General features: G+C 69.7%; 8 protein-coding genes. 4 read left to right on the top strand and 4 right to left on the bottom strand.

From position 1 onward, the window contains the following. Nucleotides 1-30: 30 nt before the first annotated feature. Nucleotides 31-1,503: an MFS transporter gene (locus tag ABT070_RS13220; protein ID WP_351758869.1), complete on the bottom strand. Its 1,473-nt coding sequence runs from the start codon at nt 1,501-1,503 to the stop codon at nt 31-33. 396 nt (nt 1,504-1,899) lie between these two features. Continuing rightward, the gene (locus ABT070_RS13215) at nt 1,900-2,688 is read right to left on the bottom strand and encodes a hypothetical protein (protein ID WP_351758867.1); all 789 of its coding nucleotides are present in this window, start codon (nt 2,686-2,688) and stop codon (nt 1,900-1,902) included. Nucleotides 2,689-2,806: 118 nt separating this feature from the next. Between ABT070_RS13215 and ABT070_RS13210 the strand changes: the two genes are divergently transcribed. The 4 genes from ABT070_RS13210 (at nt 2,807) to ABT070_RS13195 (ending at nt 15,763) form a co-directional block, all read left to right on the top strand. Then, the gene (locus ABT070_RS13210) at nt 2,807-4,786 is read left to right on the top strand and encodes a CHAT domain-containing protein (RefSeq protein WP_351758864.1); all 1,980 of its coding nucleotides are present in this window, start codon (nt 2,807-2,809) and stop codon (nt 4,784-4,786) included. Between the two features lie 150 nt (nt 4,787-4,936). Then, complete coding sequence (locus tag ABT070_RS13205) at nt 4,937-8,941, top strand: hypothetical protein (RefSeq protein ID WP_351758861.1); 4,005 nt, start codon at nt 4,937-4,939, stop codon at nt 8,939-8,941. 44 nt (nt 8,942-8,985) lie between these two features. Further along, nucleotides 8,986-10,908: a hypothetical protein gene (locus ABT070_RS13200; RefSeq protein ID WP_351758859.1), complete on the top strand. Its 1,923-nt coding sequence runs from the start codon at nt 8,986-8,988 to the stop codon at nt 10,906-10,908. A 13-nt stretch (nt 10,909-10,921) separates the two neighbouring features. Beyond that, nucleotides 10,922-15,763, top strand: coding sequence for a hypothetical protein (locus ABT070_RS13195; RefSeq protein ID WP_351758856.1), 4,842 nt, complete (start codon nt 10,922-10,924; stop codon nt 15,761-15,763). 22 nt (nt 15,764-15,785) lie between these two features. Here the strand turns inward: ABT070_RS13195 and ABT070_RS13190 are convergent, their stop codons facing one another. Both ABT070_RS13190 and ABT070_RS13185 read right to left on the bottom strand, forming a co-directional pair. Beyond that, nucleotides 15,786-17,585, bottom strand: a complete 1,800-nt coding sequence (locus ABT070_RS13190; RefSeq protein ID WP_351758853.1) for a hypothetical protein — start codon at nt 17,583-17,585, stop codon at nt 15,786-15,788. A 4-nt stretch (nt 17,586-17,589) separates the two neighbouring features. Continuing rightward, nucleotides 17,590-18,726, bottom strand: coding sequence for a TRAFAC clade GTPase domain-containing protein (locus ABT070_RS13185; protein WP_351758850.1), 1,137 nt, complete (start codon nt 18,724-18,726; stop codon nt 17,590-17,592). Nucleotides 18,727-18,729 lie beyond the last annotated feature (3 nt).

Here is an 18,729-nt window from a genome sequence, read left to right as displayed (position 1 = left end):
GCGGGGGGCGACGGCGTCGGTGCGGACCGGTCAGGCGGCGGCGGGGGCCGCGTCGCTCTCCGCCGGATCGCGCAGCGCCGGGATGAACAGGGACACCGCCAGCGCCGCCAGCAGGATCAGCGCTCCGGTCCAGAAGACCCAGCTGTAGCCCCCGTCCAGGTAGAAGGCCGTGCCCTGCAGCACCGTGCTGTGCGCGGCGAGGACGGCGAAGCACACGGCGGGGACGACCGTGCCGAAGAAGTTGAAGAGCATCTGCATCAGTCCGCTGCCCTGCCCCTGCTCCTCCACCGAGACCACGCCCAGGACCAGCACGGGAGCGATGGAGACGATGAGGCCGGTGCCGAGGTTGGCCAGACACGCCGTCAGCACGAGCTGGACGGCATCGGCGTGGAAGAGGCCCATCAGTCCGTAACCCGCCGCGCCCAGCCCCAGTCCGACCGCCCACAGCAGACGGGCGTCGGCCTTGCGCAGCAGGCGGCCGGCGACGAATCCGGTGCCGAGCATGACCAGGTTCCAGGTCAGACCGACCCGCGCGTTGTGCGTACTGGTCCAGCCCAGCCCGTCGGAGACCCCGGGGATCCTGGGGTAGAGGGCCAGCAGGATGCCCATGGAGGCCATCGCCAGCGCGGTGGCCTGGCCCACGGCCGCGGCGCCGACGGTCAGCGCGACCGGTCGCCGGCCGAGCACCCGCAGATCGAGGATCGGATGGGCGCTGGTGCGCTGGACGAGGACGAAGGCGACGAGCGCCAGCAGTCCGCCGGCCGTCCAGCCGAGGGTCGCACCGCTCGTCCAGCCCCAGCTCTGCCCCTGGCCGACCGCGTACACCACGGCCGTCAGGCCGCCGCCGAGCAGCATCCCGCCCAGCCAGTCGAAGCCGTTCTGGAAGTCGTGCCGCGGGGTCTCGGGCACCAGCACGGCCACCAGGACGAACGCCACCGCGGTCGCCGCGGCGATGAACCACAGCGCGGCCCGGTACCCCCCGGCGTCGATTAGCCATCCGGCGAGCAACGGCCCCACGACCCCCACCAGCCCCATGCTGCCGCCGAGGATCGCGCTGGCCTGCTTCACCATCCGGGCGGGGAACAGATCACGCACGGCGGGGAACGACAGGGCGGCGAACGGTGCGTAGCAGGCGGCGATGCCCCGGCCGACCAGCAGCAGCCAGAAGCTGCCCGCCATGGCCGCGATGATGTCGCCGACGACCCCGAGGCCGATCATGGCGAGCATGATCCGCCGCCTCCCGTACCGGTCACCCGCCTTGATGACGAACGGGATGAGCAGGGTCGAGACCATGGTGACGATCAGCGAGAACCAGGCGACCTGGGTGGTGTGGAAGCGTTGCGCGATGTCGGCCGTCGTGTTGGCCGTGACGATGCCGGCCACGGCCAGCAGCTGCGTCGGCCAGATCAGGGCCACCAGCAGGGCCACCAGCCGGGGGTTCCAGCGTTCGGAGGTCCGGGCGGACGATGCCGTGAGCGAGGGGCTTGCAGACGTCGATGTCACGCAGCCGCTCCTTTCGCGAGCCGGGCGGTAAGGGCAGAGCGCTCGGGAGCGGCAAGTCCGACACATGACGGTCGGCCCCCCGAGGCGTGCGGCAAGAATGTGCGCCCGCGTCCATGGCCACCAGGCAGATTTCCATTGAATGGCACGCGACCGAAACGTGACCGCAACACCTCGTCGATGCCCGGACGAGTCACGCGGCGAGTGGCGTGGCCCGGCGGCGGCACCCGCCGCGACGCTGGTCGGATCGCGCCGATGTGCAGCCCGATCGATCCGTGCCGGTCCATCGCCTGAGGGTCGGCTCTTCGTCAGGCATGACACGGCGGAGGGGCGGGTGGTGGAGCGATCACGATCGCTCCACCACCCGCCCCTCCCGTTCGGCTACTCCGCGCCGTTCGGCTACTCCGCGTCGTTCTCCTCCTCCGCGTCGAAGGCTGCGCTGCTCACCTCGTCCACGTACCACTCGGTGTCGCTCTCGTCCTGCTCGTCCTCGGTCTCGTCCGGGCCGAGGTAGCTGGGCTCGTCGTCACGGAAGAGGTGTCTCACCATGCCTCGGACCCGGTAGAGCGGAGTCAGCTCCCCCTCGGACAGCAGTTGCAAGCCGGCCACCGAGCCGCCGGCCCAGCTCAGCCCCCCGGACGCGGTGAGCAGATCGAGACCGCTGATGCCGGGGTCGGCACTGGCCCTCAGCTCGATGCGGTCCTTGCGGTTCTTGGACATGAGGGCCGTGGTGCGCGACGCGTGGGTGACCTCGGTCACCACCACGTAGTCGCGCGGCCATTTCTTCTGAGCGTGCAGTTCCAGCATTCTCGCCTCGACCGCCTCGATGTTCTTGATCTCCTCGGTCCGGCAGCCCGTCGCGCGGAAGAGCACCGCGTCGGCCCTGCCGAACTCCAGGACGACGGAGGCATCTGCGGCGGGAGCGACGGTGACGCCGGCTGCGGCATGGGAAAGGAGCTGCACGCTGCCGTTGGAGTCGCAGTGGTAGGACGAGTTGTTGTCCGGTGCGTCGCGCGGTATGACCTCGACGCCGAACAACGACTGCATGGTGCCCTTGCGTTCGAACTGGCCGTCGCGGAAAACTCCCACGTCACCGAGTTCCCGGTGCTCGGACGGCGGCCACGAGGGTTGCATCTTGGTGGCGGCTCGCACGGCCTTGATGTACTTCCTGGGACGGTCGTTCGGCATGGCGGTCCCCCGTCGTCCTGAGATCCTGACTTTCCATCAGACTAGAGAGTTTGACAGCTTTTCAGATGGGAAATCGTGAAACCGGATGTGAACATGGCGAAAGGGGGCAGGTATCGACATGATCCGGTCAGCCGTGCTCACCATCCGTGACCGTCGCGGTGCCGGGGCTGACGGTATACCCGAGTCGTGGGTGTGGGAGCTGTGGCGGCCCGACTCCTTCCGGGCCAAGTTCGTTCCCGTGCGGCTGAGCAGCGCCGACCGTGCCGAACTGGACCTGCTCCACACGCTTCCGCAGCGGATCGCCGCACTCAGCGGGAAGCGGGGCGGGCTCGCCCGGATCGAGGACCAGGTGCGGTCCGCGGGGCAGTGGATCGCCACCGTGGGTCTGGGGGAGATGGCGGGCCATCTCGAGGCATTGGGTCCGTCCGTGGTGCGGTTGCAACTGCCTCCGGCCCTGGCCGACTTCGAAGCCCTGCCGTGGGAGCTGGCACTCGTCGGCGGCCGACCGCTCGCGCGGCACGGCGTGACCATGGTGCGCGGTGTGCGGACACCCTCCGATGTCGTGCGCGACCGGCCTGATCTGCCGCCACGCCTGCGCATGCTCGCTCTGTTCAGCCTGCCTCGGGCCGTGGCCCCCCTGGATCTCGGAGCCCATCGCACGGTATTGCGCGGAAAGCTGCTGGCCCTCGGGGCGGGCGGCGGGTCCGACGTGACGCCGCTGGAACTGAGAACGCGGCAGTTCGGGGTCGGAAGGACGACGCTCCGCGCCATGCTGGACGAGCCGGAAGGGTGGGACATCGTCCATGTCGTCGCCCACGGACTCCCCGGAACCCTGCTCCTCGAGCATCCGGACGGCTCCGAGGACGCGGTGGCCACTCCCGATCTGATCCAGCTGCTGAGTCGGCTGCGCAACCGCGTGAAACTGGTGTTCCTGTCGGCCTGCTGGTCCGGCGGCCAGCTCCCGCACGCCCAGGATGCCGCCGGCGCGGAATCAGGACCGCGGGCTCGGACAGCACCGGAGGCGGGCGGCCCGGACGCCTCCGATACGGACGGCACCGCGTACCGCGCGCTCACCTCGTTGGCCGCGGCCATGGCGGACGACTTGGGCTGCGCTGTCGTCGCGATGCGCTTTCCGGTGGGCAACGACTTCGCGCAGGCCTTCGCCGTCCGCCTGTACACCTCCCTCCTCCGTCACCGCCACCCCCTTCCCCGGGCTCTGCACAACGCTCTGGACGAGACCGCGTCCGACTCCGGACTGGGCGAGCACCGCTACCCGTTGTTCACCGCCGCCACACCCATGGTCTACGGCGCCGCCGCCCTCGACCCGGGGCTGCTCGACCGTCCCCGGTCCCGCGGGCATCTCCCGGGCCCCCGGCGGGGCAATGCCGCGCTGTTGCCCGACCGGCCGGCCTCGTTCGTCGGCCGGCTGCGCGAGATGATCGGCGCGAATGCCGCGCTGGCTCCCGCCGGCGGAGTGCCCGGTGCGGTGGTCCACGGTGTACCCGGCATGGGAGCCACCACGTGCGCCCTACTTCTCGCGCACGATCACCGTGAGGCGTTCTCCACCATCGTCTGGTATCCCGGACCGGAATGGGCGGAAGGCTTTACGTCGTCCTGCGCCGACCCTGTAACCGATTTCATGCGCCAACTGGAAATTCGGCTCCCCGAACTCTCCGGTCTTTCGGAGGGGTTGCCCTGGACCGAGGTCGCCGCGCGTATCGCGGGCGTCCGCGGCCGCCTGCTCGTCGTCGTCGATGCCGCGGACCGCGTCCAGGATCCGCGCTGGACCGACATGCTCGGCGCCCTCGCCTCGTCCGGGGGCCCCGGCAAGCTTCTGCTCACCTCCCGCACCGACCTGCCGGATCTGGCGCCGGCCCTGCGCCGCGTGCCCCTGTCACCGCTCGAACCCGCCGAGATGCGGCACATCATCCGGGCCCTGCCCCGACTGGGGCCGATCCACCATGCCCGGGAGACCTCCCGCACGGCCGACCAGGTGCTGCGGCGGGCGGCGGGGAACCCGGGGGTCCTGCACGACGCGGAGGCCCACGCCGGGACTCCGGAAGAACTGCGCGCCTGGATACGCGGGAGGACTGCCTGAAATCGCAGACACCTTCGATTATCGAGAGTTCCTGATCTTGTGCCGGAGGATTCCGTGACCTCTTTTGTCGCTTCGGGGTGTCGTAAGTCGGCGCGAGGATACCCTGCTCTCCACTGGCATATGCGAGGGGTTCTTAGGGGGGCTGAGAACATGCCACGGGATTACGACGCCTTACTGGAGGTCCTGGATTTCACCAAGGCGGCGGGGGGTGTACCACGCTGGCGGTGGCGGCTGACGCCGTCTCGCGGGCAGCAGGTGCCGGTGGTCGCAGACGTCGACCTGACGCGGGGGGAGGGCGGCGCGACCGCCCCCGACAACTACCGCTTCCTGACCGACCCGTACGACTTCATGCAGAATCTGGCATTACATGGCGCGGCGGAGACGGTCACCCTGAGTCGGCTGGGTGAATGGCTGTGCACGTCGGTGCTCACTCCGGCCATATGGCGGCAGCTGCCCACGGGGCGTCCGTCGACCGTGCTGGTCAAACTGAACGGAGACGGCCTCGAACGGGAGATCGTCCGCTACCCGCTCGCCCTGGCGGCCGACGAGAAGGGCTCCCTCGCGGACCGCAAGCTGACCTTCGTGTACGACGTGGCAGCCGAGGACAGCCCGGCACGGGTCGATCTGAACTACCGGGCCGAGGACAACACGCCGCTCCATCTCGTCGGTGTGTTCAACCGCACCGAGGCGGGCGAGCCGGTGGACCTGCACGCCGAGCAGACACGCGTCTTCAGGACCGTGCGCAGGTTTGCCGCCCAGGGCGGGGGCAGGGACATCACCCTGAACGCACTCGCCTACCACGTGACGCACGGTCGGCTGAAGGACCGTCTGGAGAGTGCCAACCGGTCCAGCCGGCACCAGGACTCCAGGCCGTGGCAGATGATCCTGCACCTGGCCGACCGGGGCGCCCCGGGCAGCTGGTCCGCGATCGACGGAAGCCGGCAGAGGACCTCGTTGAGCGCGGACCAGCTGATCCAGATGCTTCAGCCCGGGGGGAACGACCTGCGGCTGAGGCTGGCGGTCATCACCACCCGGCCGGCCGGCAGCCCTTCGCTCGCCGACCAGCTGGAGAAATTCGGCATACACCCGCACCGGCCGGCCTCCGGCGACCCCCACGTCCAGGCGCCGGAGCCCGACGGCCAGCTGCCCTACAAACTGGCGCGCGGGCTTCAGTGCGCGGTGCTGGCCTTCCGGCACCGCATCGCGGACCGCTCCGCGATCGACATCGTCGAAACGGTGTACGAAAAGCTTCTGCGGCAGCATCTGCCGCTTCCGCAGGCCCTGTCGGAGGCCCTCGCCACACACCGCGAATCGCTCGAACCCCTGGATGTCGCCGCTCCGATCCTCTATGGTGCCGACGCCTGTGGCCTGAAGGTGAAGCCTCCACCGCACAGAACGGGCGGGTACAACGGAGGGCCGCCGCGACAGCGCGCCGCTCCGCGTCTCGTCGGCCATCACGACACCATGTGGACCGCCAGCGAGATCTTCTCCGGGCCCACCGAAGGCGACGTGAACGGCGCCGTGCTGTACGGCATGCACGGCGTGGGCAAGACCACCTGCGCCACCGAGTTGATCAGCCACTACGCGGACGACTACCGCACCGTCGTGCAGTATCCACCGGACGGCGAGACGATGAACCCCGATGCGGCCGAGGCGCTGAAGGGATTCGTCGCCGTCCTTCTGGCGGACGGCGCGATCAGACAGGCCTTCGAGACGCGCGGCGAGGCCGTGCCGGGCCCGGCCGAACTTGAGTCCTTCCTCGAGAACGAAACCGCGTTCGAGAGACTCTGCGGCGACGTCGCGGGCTGGCTGACGCGCAGCGACGACTCCTGCGCCCTGGTGTTCCTCAGTGACATCGAGAGCCTGTTGGCTCCCGGGGACACCTCCAGCCGGGCTTCCTGGCTGCATCCGTACTGGGAGCGGCTGATCGTCGCGATGACGGACCCCAAGGCGCTGGGCTTCCGCTTGCTGATCACCAGCGCGTTCCCGCTCAAGCTGGGCCCGCGCATGCCGGACGTTCTCGTGCCGTTGCTGGCGCCCGCCGAAGCGTTCCTGTATGCCCTGAGCCTGCCTCACCTGGGCAAGGTCATCGGTGCGGCACCCCGAGCCGTGCCCGGCCCGGAGAAGCGCAAGCTCGTCCACGATGTGCTCTCGCTGGCCGACGGACATCCGGGCCTGCTCCAGTACGCGGACGAGGCCGCCGAGCAGGGCGAGGCGTATCTGCGGAGCCTCGCCGACACCGGGATCGAACGCCTGGCGGAGGACGAGCCAGGCCGGCGCCCTGACGCCTGGCGGGCGATAGGGGACTGGACGCTGGACGCACTGCTGCGTCTGCCCGGCGACGATCCCCGTTACCTGCTGATGCTCGTGCTCTGCCGGCTCAGACCGGTGGACCGGATTCTGCGGCGTCGGGAGGGCGATCACTCGGTGCCCTGTCTGCTGTCCCAGATCTGGGCGGCTCTGTACAACAGCCAGGACGGCCGGCTGTCGGCGGCCGAGGAGTTGGAGGTACTGCTGGACGAGCTGCGCGGGGAGTCCCTGGTCGACCTCGTCAGGCTGCCCGACAGGGGGAACGCCCATGCGCTGATCAAGGTGCGTATCCACCCGGCGATCGCGGATGCGGCGGGCCACAGCGACGTGAAGACGGGGGACGGGGCCTCGTTGCGGGCGGAGGTCGACCGGATCGCCATAGAACACACGGCGGAACGCGCCAAGGAGGCACTCCGGCACCGGCTGTACGGCGGGTCCGCGGAGGTGCAACGGCTCATCCGCAGGGCACTGCCCTACCTGGAACGCTGTGGAGACTGGGACACGCTCCTGGTGCTCATGGCCGTTCTGATGGCCCGTTCACGGCAGGACTACGGCTTGGACGACATGATGAACCGCCTCAGACGGGTGCGGGAGCGTATATCGAACACGGGCTCTGCGCAGGCCACCATGGCAACTCGCCTCCTACAGGTCCTCGAGGCGCTGTACGACGGCGGTGACCCCGGTCTGTCGGCCCTGCTCGGAGAGGGCCCGGGCGACAGAGTGGTGGACAGTTCGCCGGTGGCCACCGCGATGGGGGCGGGAATCCTCAGAGGTCTGCGCGAAACCGGCCGCCTGGCTCGGGCCAGACACGTCGGCGACGACTATCTCCAGCATGTGGGGCGCGGGGACCCGGTCAGCCTCATAGCCAGCGCCGTCGATACGGAGTTGCTGAGGGTGAAGGTGGACCAGGGCGAACTGCACGAGGCCTTGGAGGGGACGGCAACCGTCCTGGAATCCCTCGTCGACGTGCGCTTCCGTGACATCGCGCACGAGGACTGGGCGGATGGGGAGATCCTGCGCAGGAGACTGTTCACCATCCGCCGTGACTGCCACGTCCTGCTGGCGGAGACGCACGGGCCGACGCCGGAGGAGCACGAGGCCGGCGCCGAGGACCGCGCGGCCCACCGAGAGAGGGCCCGCACCGCCCACCTCCGGCTCGGGCAGTACCTCGAACTCGCGAACCCGCCCGAGACGGATCGGTATCTGCACACCGTGGAGGGCTGCCTCACCGGACTGGACGACAGACTTACCGGAGACCGCGAGCAACTCAGGCTGCTCGACGCCGAGTTGACGGCGTCCCTGGCGAAGGTGGAGCGGTCGGGCGACATCGCCCTGCGGGCCATGGTCGACGTGGCCCGCGCCCGGATCCACCGGACCCGGGCCGGCCTGGCCGTCGGCGGAGGGCTGGAACAAGAGGCGCATGCCGCCATGAAGATCGCGCGGGACTATGAGCGCCAGGCGCTGCGCCAGCTCTACAGGGCAGGCACGCCGATGGATGTGGGAGCCTGCCACCGGCGGATCGCCGACGATCAACTGCGCTGCCAGTCAGATCAGTTGACCGCGAGCACGCCCGTCCATCAGATGTACGCCACGCTGGTCGGCGACCTCACCGGCGCCTATCTGCTGCGCCGCCGGAAGAAGGATGATGCGCTGTGGCGCGGCACGCGGACCGGTCGCGGTGTGCCTGCCACGTACCGGGAGCTGTGCGTACGTGTCCGTGACGATCTGGACGCCGTGGACGGGGATCACCTGTCCGGCACACCTGATCCCGAGCGTCTGCTCCTCAAACTCGTGGATGATGAGGCCGAGTTGACCGAGGCTTTTCGGAGAATCTTTACCGGATGATAAGGCTCCTTCAAGGGAGTCCCCAGATATTGGGGGTGGGGTGAATGGTGCACGTCGTCCACCTGAGATTCAAAGCCGCCGAAGCGGCCTGTGCGGTGGCTTATCGCGTCGAAGTGACGATCATTCGGGAGAATGGGGTCGAAGAGGGTTCAAGGGTGATCACCATGCAGCGGGGATCGGAGGACACGACACGGGGAGAGTATTTATGGCACTCCCTGGCCGAATACTTTCCCCCGGACCCCGAAGAGGTTCCGGGCGGTGATGCCGGCGCCCCGGTGCTGGTGGTTCTGCGCTTACACGTCCCCGAACTGCATGATCTCGACTGGGAGGGGCTGGCACGCGCTGCCGCGGAAGCGGGCGTGACCCGACCGGTGACCGTCCTGCGCAGCGAGGTCGGGGCAGGGAATTTTCAGCCGGGCGAGCCGCTGCCGTTCCACGATCTTCCGCTGCGGGTACTGGTCATTGGGGTGGATTCGAGCGAGGAGCAGGGGGCGGAACCCGCATGGCATGAAGATGTGGCCGTGCACACCGCGCTCTCCGCGCACGCCGAACGGTGGGAGGTCGACGTGCTCCCGGGGCCGATGAGTCACGACTCCCTTTCCGGAACGCTGAAAGACATTCAGCCCCACGTGCTGCACCTGGCAGGCTGGGCGGCACGGGATCTGCTGGTGGACGGTTCGGACGGTCTCAGCGGTCTCAACCTGTCATCCGTCCGTCTCGTCGTCTCCAGCAGTGACGCCACACCATCGGAGGCACACCGGCTGATCCGGCCGTTCGTGAAAGCGGACGCGCTGCACCCGGCGCTGGCCGCGATCTCCCTGACGCTCGCGCCCGAGCACACCTGCGACGCGTGTTCCGCGCCCGAACGCGGACGGGATCTGTGCCTGCCGGTGAGAGCGCTGTACAGGGCACTGGCCGAAGGCCGGAGCATCGCCGAGGCGGCGTCGGACGCCGTGGCCGGTCACGAAGGCTGTACGGCCGATGCCAAGGTCACGGTGAACTGCCTCCCGGACCAGGTCTTACCGGCCCCTCCCGTTCCGGCCGTGGATCCCGCCGACGCACTCGACCAGGACCAGGATCGCCAAGATCTCTACGGGCCGTTGATCGGGGCCACGGACCGGGTCGCGCAGCGCAGGACCGCACTGGACTGGCTGGAGTCGGGGACCGCCCTCAAGAAACTGCTCGTACTGTGCGGGAACGGTACGGACGGGCCCATCGGTACGACCTGCCTGATGCTCTCCCTGCTCCGGGTCTGGGAGAAGCGGCACGGGTGCCGGGCGCTCTATCTGGACTTCAGGGAGCTGCGCCGCAGCGCACCGCCCCGGCACGCGGGGGCCTCTCCGCCCCCGGCACCGAACGTGATCGTCGAGACCGTGGCGCTGCTGGCCGAAAGCATCAGACGGGACAGCAGGCGCAACGGCGGCTGGGGCGTCGACGAGGATCTCGAAGCCCTGGTCGCCGAGGTCGACGGCATGCGCCACGACCACAGCAAGGGCGGCCGCAGAGCCGCACTCGACGCCACGCGGGACAGCCTGCTCAAGCGTGCGACGGACCTGGTCGTCAAGCTGGCACCTCCCGGCTTCCACCTCGTACTCGCGCTCGACCACTTCGCCGTGGCCGAGGACGTGCGGAGCGAGGCCCGTGTCCTGGTCTCCCGCCTGTTCGACAGTGTCCTGCAAAGTCGCAGCGCGGTGAGCGTTGTGGTGACCGCGGAACATCCCCAGGGCCAAGCGGCTGAATGGATCCGTTGCTTCCAGGCCACACGCTGTTTCATCGAACTCCATCCGTGGCCACAACTACGTGCGAGCTCCCTTTTGCGTGAACTCGGGGTCCAGTTGCGGTACGACTGGCACGACAAAGAGGAGTGGCAGGCGATGGTGGTCGAGCAGGTGGGAATGATCTCCGGTGATTTCGGTCCGAAATTTCTGAACGATGTCTACTGGGCCGCCGTAACCCAGATTGGCTGAGAGGGGGCGAGGTATGGGAATCGGGTCAGGCGCTCTGAGGGTCGGGGCCGGTACGTACGAGCAGCCGTACGCGCTGTTCCGGGGGTCGCGCGAGCGCGATCCGGAGCGCTACGAGGTGCTGAAGCGGTGCAGCCTGATGACCTGCGTCAGCCGGTCCGCTTTCGCCGCCGCCACCGGGGACCTCGACTACTCCTTCGCGCAGCTGCGGCGGGTGCTCGTCCCCTACCCCGCCGAATCCGGGTGGTACCAGATCAACGAGATGACCCGGATGGGGGCCTGGGCGGCCTGGTGGTGGGAATCCGAGGGCATCGATCCGGGGACCGGCCGCCCCGTCGGCATGGCCGAGACGGCGTTACGACTGGCCGGCCATCTGGCCGACGTGAACGGCGACACCGCGATGGTGGAACGCCTGCGGCTGCTGGCCGTGGCAGGAGACCGGGCCCGGGCGGTCACCCACTTCCGCACGTGGTACCCGGCGTTCGAGCGGGTGGCCGACTTCACGGTCTGTCGACGGCTGGCGCAGGCCGTGGCACCGGACGACCTGCTGGAATTCGCCGCCGACAGGGGCTGGCGCGACCTGTGGGACTGCCGGAAACGGGCCGAGCAGCGTCTGGCGATGAGCACGGGGCTGCACGAGTACTTCGAACAGACCAGGGACTACCTCTCCCGCCCCGAACTCGAAGGCATCCTGGAATCGGCGGTCCTCGGCACCGAACCGCCTCCCCTGGGGATCATCCGGGACGACATCCCTCCCGGCCCGCCCCGGGTGATCCACATGCACGCACCCGGCGGCATGGGCAAGAGCACACAACTTGCCTGGCTCGTGGCGAGGTACGGGGCTCAGCAGGACCCTCCGGTGCTCTCCGCCGTCTGTGACGTCCAGACGCTGGTCTCCTCCCGGCTGCTGGCCCGCCCGACCCTGCTGCTGGTGAAGATCGCCGACCGCTTCCTGGCCCAGGCCCGGGCACTCGGCATGGAGCAGCGCAGCGCGAAGCTGTACGCGTTCTGCGCGCGGTACCGGGACTACCGGCTGGCACTCGACCCGAAATTCGACAATCCTGCCGACACCCCGTTCCAGTGGAATTCGGCGCCGCCTCCGGAGGGCATGAGCGACGACTTCATCGACGCCCTGAACGAGGTGGCGCGGGCACCCCTGCTGCTGTGCCTCGACACCACGGACGAACTCCTGCAAGCGAGCACGGCAGAAATCGAGGGCCTCCTTCAGCTGCTCGGCGTACTGGCAGAAAAGATCCTCTGGCTGCGTATCGTGCTCTCCGGCCGCGCCGATGTGACCCAGCGCGATGTCTTCCGGAAGGCCTTCGAGAAAGTGCCGTGGCGGGCTCTGGAGCTGGGGCCCTTCACGGCGCGCCAGGCGAACCGCTATCTCCAGGACCTTCGGGGCATCGACCCCGGGCAGGCCGAGCGGATAGTGAGTGTGTGCGAGCAGGACGTGGAGGGATCGCCCGGCTTCACTCCTCTCGTTCTCGCGCTGCTGGCCGATACCCCGTCCGAACTGCCGTCCGTCACCGGCGAGTCGCTCTACCTCTTCGTCGTGGACCGGGAACTGAACAACATCGAGGACGAGCGCACCCGTCGTGCGCTCGCCTACTGCTCGGTCGCCCGGCATCCCACCCGGGAGTACTTCGCCAAGGTCCTCGCGCCGCTGCTCGACACCGGACAGAGCACGGGCGACGGCACCGAGGAGGACGACGATCCCATGCGGCTGTGGGACACGCTGATCCAGTACGCGAAACGCTCGGCATGGATCAAGGCCGAGGACAAGCGCTTGTTCGTCCACGTGAACGTGCGGCGCGAACTTCGCCAGAGCATGCGCTCCGACAACGGCTCGGAATGGCGTCGGCTCCACCGCGACGGCACCGACCGCTGTGCCGAACTCGCCGAGCAGGCGGTCGGCAGGGGGCAGTTCGACGAGGCAGCGGGATGGGTCGCCGAACAGGTCTACCACCAGCTTCACGATGCGGCCGAACGCACGCAGGGCCACCGGGAGAGGCTGGCGTCGGCGGCGCACACCTGGCAGCGCGAAGTCGACCGCGCCTGGCGGCGTGGAGCCTTCACCGGAGTGATCGACCTGGCCGATCGGCTGCTCAGCGCGGACCTGGAGACTCCGGAGAGCGAACGTGACGGACTCGGCAGGCCCGACCCCCGGGTGATGCCGCTGCAATTCTGGTACGACATCGCCCTGGAACGTGCCTACGGGGAGCTGCATGCCGTGCTCTACGGAGGCAGGCACAGCTGGTGGGACGTCAACCGCTATCTGGGGCTGGCCGCCAAGCGGGCCGGCCTGACGGTCGACGGCGAGCCCCCGGTGACGCCCGACGAGGGTCGTGCGGAGGTGATCGCCGCCGCCCTGAAACTGCACGAGGGCACAAGCGCCGGGGTCGACCAGGTACGGGAGGCCGACGCGAAGCTTCGGCGGGTCCTCGAAACGTATGCCGGCGACACAGGGCCCCGTGACAGCCTGAAGGACCTCTGGACCGTCGACGCCCGCCTTCTGCTGGCCAGCTGCCGGGTCCGCATCGGCCGCACACAGGAGAACGGCAGCCTCAGCCACGCACAGGCCGAGGCGACATTCACCGAGGTGTTCGACGAGGCGGTCGAACGGCGGGCCCCGCAGGCGCTGTTGGTCGCCCGGTACGCGGTACAGGACTGGCAGGCGGCGGACCGCCCCGACCTGGTGCGTGCATGGCTGCGGCGATACGAGGAGCGGTACCCCGCCCAGTATCCGGAGCAGACCGGCCGAACGCCCGACTGGGTGCTGCTCGCCGGCGCCGAGGCGGACCTGGGTTCGGGAGCCCCGCTGTCGCGAGAGCTGCCCGGTGGCTCAGGGCTGGATGCCGTGGCCCTGCGTTCCGACATCCTGCGGGCCAGGTCCTCCCTGCTGGTCGGTGAACCGGAGGCCGCCGAGTCGCTGCTGCGGGAGTTGACCCTGCCGGCGGTGTCCGGTCAGGTGGAGCCGGAGCTGGCCTTCGACACACTCATGGTCCTGGCCCGGGCCAACGCGGAAATGCTGGAGCTCGAGCACGCGGAGACCTGGGCCGAGAGAGCCATGAAGCGTGCCCCGGGAAATGACGAACGCCTCTCGGTCATGGCGCTGCGCGCCGGCACCGCGCTGGCCGTCTCCGGCGACCTGGCTGTCGCCGACCGCTGGATCGCCCGGGCCCGGCCGCTGCGCGAGGAATCGCACACTGGGGCGGGAACGGCCGTCGACCGCGCGGAGTGTGTGCTGCTGCACCGCTGGGGGCGCGCGGACGAAGTGGCGGCGCTGCTGACCCGCTGGCTCGCGGAGCTGCGGGGCCGTCGACGGGGCTTGCTGGGACAGGGCACGCCGCCGACTCCCGCGGAGTGGCTCGCGTACGGGCTGCACGCGCTGGTCTGCGGGGCACCGCAGGAGGCCAGGGTTCACCTCGCGACGATCACCACCGCGCTCGAGTCCATCCCGGAGACGAGCCGCAGACTGATGCTGCTCGCCGAGGAAGTACGCCTGTACGGGCCCATCGCCGACAAGCCCCTGCTGAGCGGCAAGGAGCGCGTCGACGCGGGCCGGCGCCTGCTGGCCCGCTGCCGTGCCGAGCGCGACGAGAACCCGCGCACGACCGGGCTGACGGCCCTGTGGTCGGCGCAGTTGCACGCTCGGCTGCTGGGTGCCACCCCCCGGGCGACGGCCGACATGCGCACGGCGATGGCGAGGTTGGGCCGGGACAACGGGCAGGTGCGTTCCGCATGGCTGCAACTGCACCGGCTGCTGCCGGCGGACCTGGCGCCCGCTCCCCTTCGCCTCGCCGAGGCCCACGACGCCCAACGGCCCGCCCTGCGCGCCGCGGACATGCTGGCGCGGGCATATCACAGCGGGCGGTGGCGGGCCCGCAAACCCGCCGCCCAGGCCGCTGAGCTTCTGGGTCCCGCCACCGCCGAGCCCACGGAATGGCATCTGTGCGCCGCCGGTCACGGCGCCGACGTCGGTCTGGGCGCGACCGCGCTGGCCGAGCGGCTGCGCACCCCGCTCCTGGAGGAGTCACGTCGCCAGAACCTCCAGTTCGCCCTGCAGCGGCTCGGACGGTACGACGGGGAGCCCCTGCCCGTCGGGACGCCCGACGAGGCCTGGCGGAAGGCCTGGGCGATGCTGGACCGTGAGGCTCCGGGAACTGCTCCGGCGCACCTGCGGGAAGCCGTGCTGAGGGCCGCCACCGAGCGGCCGGTCACCCAGATCGAGGTCGATGTCCAGGGCGACACCGCCCTCGGGAGCGTCGCACCGCCTCCGTCGCCCGTGGCGGAGCCGTCCGAGTCCCCCGGGGGGCCGGTCGTCTGGCGGGTGACGGAGAACTTCCTGCTCTCCGACGCCGACCTCGATGTGGGCCACGGCACAGCGGTCGACGTCATCCTGCTGCACGGCGAGATGCGGCCCCTGGACCGGGGCGCGGCTCTGCGCCTGCCCGGCAGCGCCCGGTCCATCCGCCCCGAGGACGTGGACCAGGCGGTACGCAGACTGTGCAAGCGGCGGCGGCAGCCCCCGCCACTGCTGGTGCTGGACGCCCTGCCGCAGGACATGGCCGACGGCCGCGAATCGCAGTTGCGTGACCTGTTCGCGTATCAGCTGCACCTCCTCGGCTATGTGCCGGTGGTGCTGGCCTTCGGCCCGGTGCGGTCGGACCCGGACGGCACCTGGCGCGCGGCGGCACTCGGCTACGCCATCGGCTTCGGCCGGACCGCGGGGCAAGTGGCCGAACGGCTCCAGCAGTTCATGGCGGCACACGGTGTGGGGGACTCTGCGGCGGCCCGGGTCCGGCTGCTGTCGCACATCCCGAAGGAAGAGATGTTCGGCCTCGGTCTGCTGTGAGGTGCCCGGGTGAGGCCAGGGCTCAGGAGAGAGCCCGCCACGCCACGATCACGAGCACCGCGAGAGGGGCGTAGATGAAGAAGAACACTTTGCTGATCAACCGCAGGTCATGGGCCGGTCCCGGCTCGGGGGCCGGGTTCGCACTCCAGTGGTGGCCGCCACCGGATTCCTGCTGAGGGGGTGGACTGTCCGGCGGGTTCAGACCCAGCGCGTGCGGGATGGCCCACTCACCCAGCGTGCGGAAGAAGACCGGGTGAACGGTGATGCTCTGGCAGCCGAGTTGTTCGAACATGCGCCGGACCACCGCCATCAGAGGCTCGGGCAGCGGCGTCGGGGACTCGGCCAGGAGGAACTCGGCCCAGGCACGGGCGGGCTTCTCTCGATGGAGGGCCCCGCTGATCAGCACGTCGTAGAAGTACATGGGCTCCTCGGGGGGCATCGGCCCCCACCGGAACATTCTTCTGCGGGGATCCTGGAGTCCGAGGCGGAGGCCGATCACCGTTCGGCAGGCGGCGTCGATCTCTTGTTCACTCCAGCCACCGACCGCGTTCTCCAGCGCCAGGCGCATTCTCTGGTGGTCGGTTCTGCTCTGCGGCTCGATGAGCATCTCGATCAGGTCGTGCCTGCCGAAGGGGTCGGTCCCGGAATCCGGCACGGACAACGCCACGGGAGTTTCGACAGGGACAGAGACAGGGGCAGGAGGCTCGGCCGGGGCGGGCGGGAATTCCGGGGTCGGCGGGCGCGGCTCGGCCGGCGTATCGGGCACACGGGCAGCTTCCGGCGATACGGTGTCCGGCCGGTCCGGGGCCGTGTGCGTGGTGGACTCGCCGGACCCTGCCCCTGCCTCGGCTTCCACCAGGCTTTGGGCCGGGGCGACCGATGCGGTCCCGGTGCCCGCCGGCAGCGCCAGATGGAACGGTTCGGCCGGCTGTACCGCCAGCGTTCCGAGCAGCGACTCCACCCGTTCGACAGGCTGCATCCGCTGCCACCGCTGGGGCTGCCTGCTCAGGTGAGCCAGCCCCTCCAGACCGTGTTCCTGATAACGGGCGACCAGTTGGGAAGCTGTGGCGCGAGCCGGTCCGTCGGACGGCAGCTGGCCGAACAGGCGGAGGCGGTCGTACTCGGGGCTTCCGGCGCGGGGCCATTCCGGCATGACGATCAGACGGTAGGGGCCGGCCTCGACCGATTCCAGCGTGGAGAGGGACCACGGGCCGGGGATGAGGGGGCCGAGGATGTCCACGAGGCCGAGCAGGACGGCCCGGGGTTCGTCGCCGAGGAGCGAGGCGTCGACCGACAGGTTCTGGGCGGGTTCGCTGAGCATCCACGTCACCAGTTGGTGCAGCGGCTCGGTGAGCGCGGGGTCGCGACTGACCGAGCGCAGGCGTGCGGCGCCGTCGAGAGCGCGTCGGTGCAGTTCGGCGTAGTCCACGCGGTGCAGCGGTTCGCCCAGCCGAACCTCCGTGACGGCTTCGCCCAGCGGCCAGTCCTCCGGTGCGAGACCGAGGCCGAGTTCGGCGGGGAACCGGCCGGGGGCACCGATCAGAGCCTGACTCAGTACGTTGCCGCGGCGCAGCGCGTCACGGGCCACGATGCGCCGGACGAGCAGCTCCTGGCCCGAGGGGAGCAGCGCGCACGCAATGGAATCCAGTTCGGCGGGGGAGTCCCCGGGAGGGCGCAGCATGTGCCCGGCGACCTTGAACAGGCTGAGCGCCTCCGCCATGGCGAAGGACACGGCGACCGGCCCGAACCCCTTGTTGTCGGAAGGGTTGTCGGGATCGTAGGCGCACACCATCTGGTGGACATCGGAGCTGGGCACGGGCATGGCCTCACACCTCCCTGAGCCGGGGAACCGGTCCCGGCGAGTCCAGTAGGCCGCACATCTGGAAGACGGACAGCAGCGGGCCGAGGACCCGCCTCGGCCGGATGCCCCCCGTGAAGGCGATGGGTTGCCCCGTGGCCCCACCGTGGCCGTTCACGGCGGGCAGCACGGCCGGGGACATTCCGGTGGCCGACACGAAGTGCAGGGTGCAGCGACGGCACTCCACGAACGGCCTGAGCCACGGCGCTGCCTGATGATGGGTCAGAAACGCGAAGACGTCCTGGCTCTCACGGAACACCTCCGCGGGGTCGGGGCTCCTCTCGATGCGCCCGTCCTCGCGCAGCCAATGGTCGATGGGCGGCTCGAAGCGCAGGACGTCGCACTTGTTGAGCACGACGGCCGTCGGCACATCGCAGAGATCGCCGTTGCGCGGCAGCCGATCCAGGACGGCCGAGAAGGTGGGGTCGGCGATGCCCGCCTGCTGCTGGGGAACGCCTGCGGTCTGCCTGGCGGGGATCAGCTGTTTGAGGCGCAGCGCGCGCAGCGCGTCGACGACGAAGATCAGCGCGTCCACACCGAGCAGGAACTCTGTCACCTTCCCCGGCAGCTGGAGGGACTCGCCGGCGATGTCGAAGAAAGCCACCGGCCGGGTCCGCCCGTTGACCGTGACCAGCAGGGCATCGGTGAACTCCACGAAGTCCGTGACGCTGGTGGCCGGCAACACCCGGCCTGCCTCCAGCTCATTGACCGCCCGGGCCAGAAAGGCGTGGTGCTGGGAGGTGTTGACCGAACGGCAGCGGATTCCGAGGGAGTCCAGACCGCCGCGCCCGATCTCGGCCATCATCGCGGCCAGCAGATGTGTCTTGCCGGTGCCCGACTGCCCGACGAAGGCGATCGTGAGAGGCCGGCCGAAAGCCAGGTAGGGCACCGGGAGGAAGTGTGCCTGGGCGCTCTCGTTGGGGCACTTGAGGAAGGCCTGGTTCAGCTGGTCCTGGCGCCGGATCGCATTGGGCTCGGAGGCAGGGTCCCAGGGGGCGAGTTTGTTGGTCCGGGGATCGGGGACGAAGAGCCGTTTGTCGTCGAAGTGCAGATTCTCCAGGCAGCTCGGGCAGCGCACCGGCTGCTGCGGCCGATCGTCCGGCATCGC

It is taken from the genome of Streptomyces sp. NPDC002884 (genome assembly GCF_040295245.1).
In the GTDB taxonomy this organism is placed as follows: Bacteria; Actinomycetota; Actinomycetes; order Streptomycetales; family Streptomycetaceae; genus Streptomyces.
The sequence above is the reverse complement of the archived record's forward strand: the minus strand, read 5'-3'. Positions and strand labels throughout refer to the sequence as shown.

Coding starts and splice junctions, on each gene's coding strand:
- ABT070_RS13215 (WP_351758867.1), bottom strand. CDS start 2,688: ATGCCGAACGACCGTCCCAGGAAGTACATCAAGGCCGTGCGAGCCGCC.
- ABT070_RS13210 (WP_351758864.1), top strand. CDS start 2,807: ATGATCCGGTCAGCCGTGCTCACCATCCGTGACCGTCGCGGTGCCGGG.
- ABT070_RS13205 (WP_351758861.1), top strand. CDS start 4,937: ATGCCACGGGATTACGACGCCTTACTGGAGGTCCTGGATTTCACCAAG.
- ABT070_RS13200 (WP_351758859.1), top strand. CDS start 8,986: ATGGTGCACGTCGTCCACCTGAGATTCAAAGCCGCCGAAGCGGCCTGT.
- ABT070_RS13195 (WP_351758856.1), top strand. CDS start 10,922: ATGGGAATCGGGTCAGGCGCTCTGAGGGTCGGGGCCGGTACGTACGAG.
- ABT070_RS13190 (WP_351758853.1), bottom strand. CDS start 17,585: ATGCCCGTGCCCAGCTCCGATGTCCACCAGATGGTGTGCGCCTACGAT.
- ABT070_RS13185 (WP_351758850.1), bottom strand. CDS start 18,726: ATGCCGGACGATCGGCCGCAGCAGCCGGTGCGCTGCCCGAGCTGCCTG.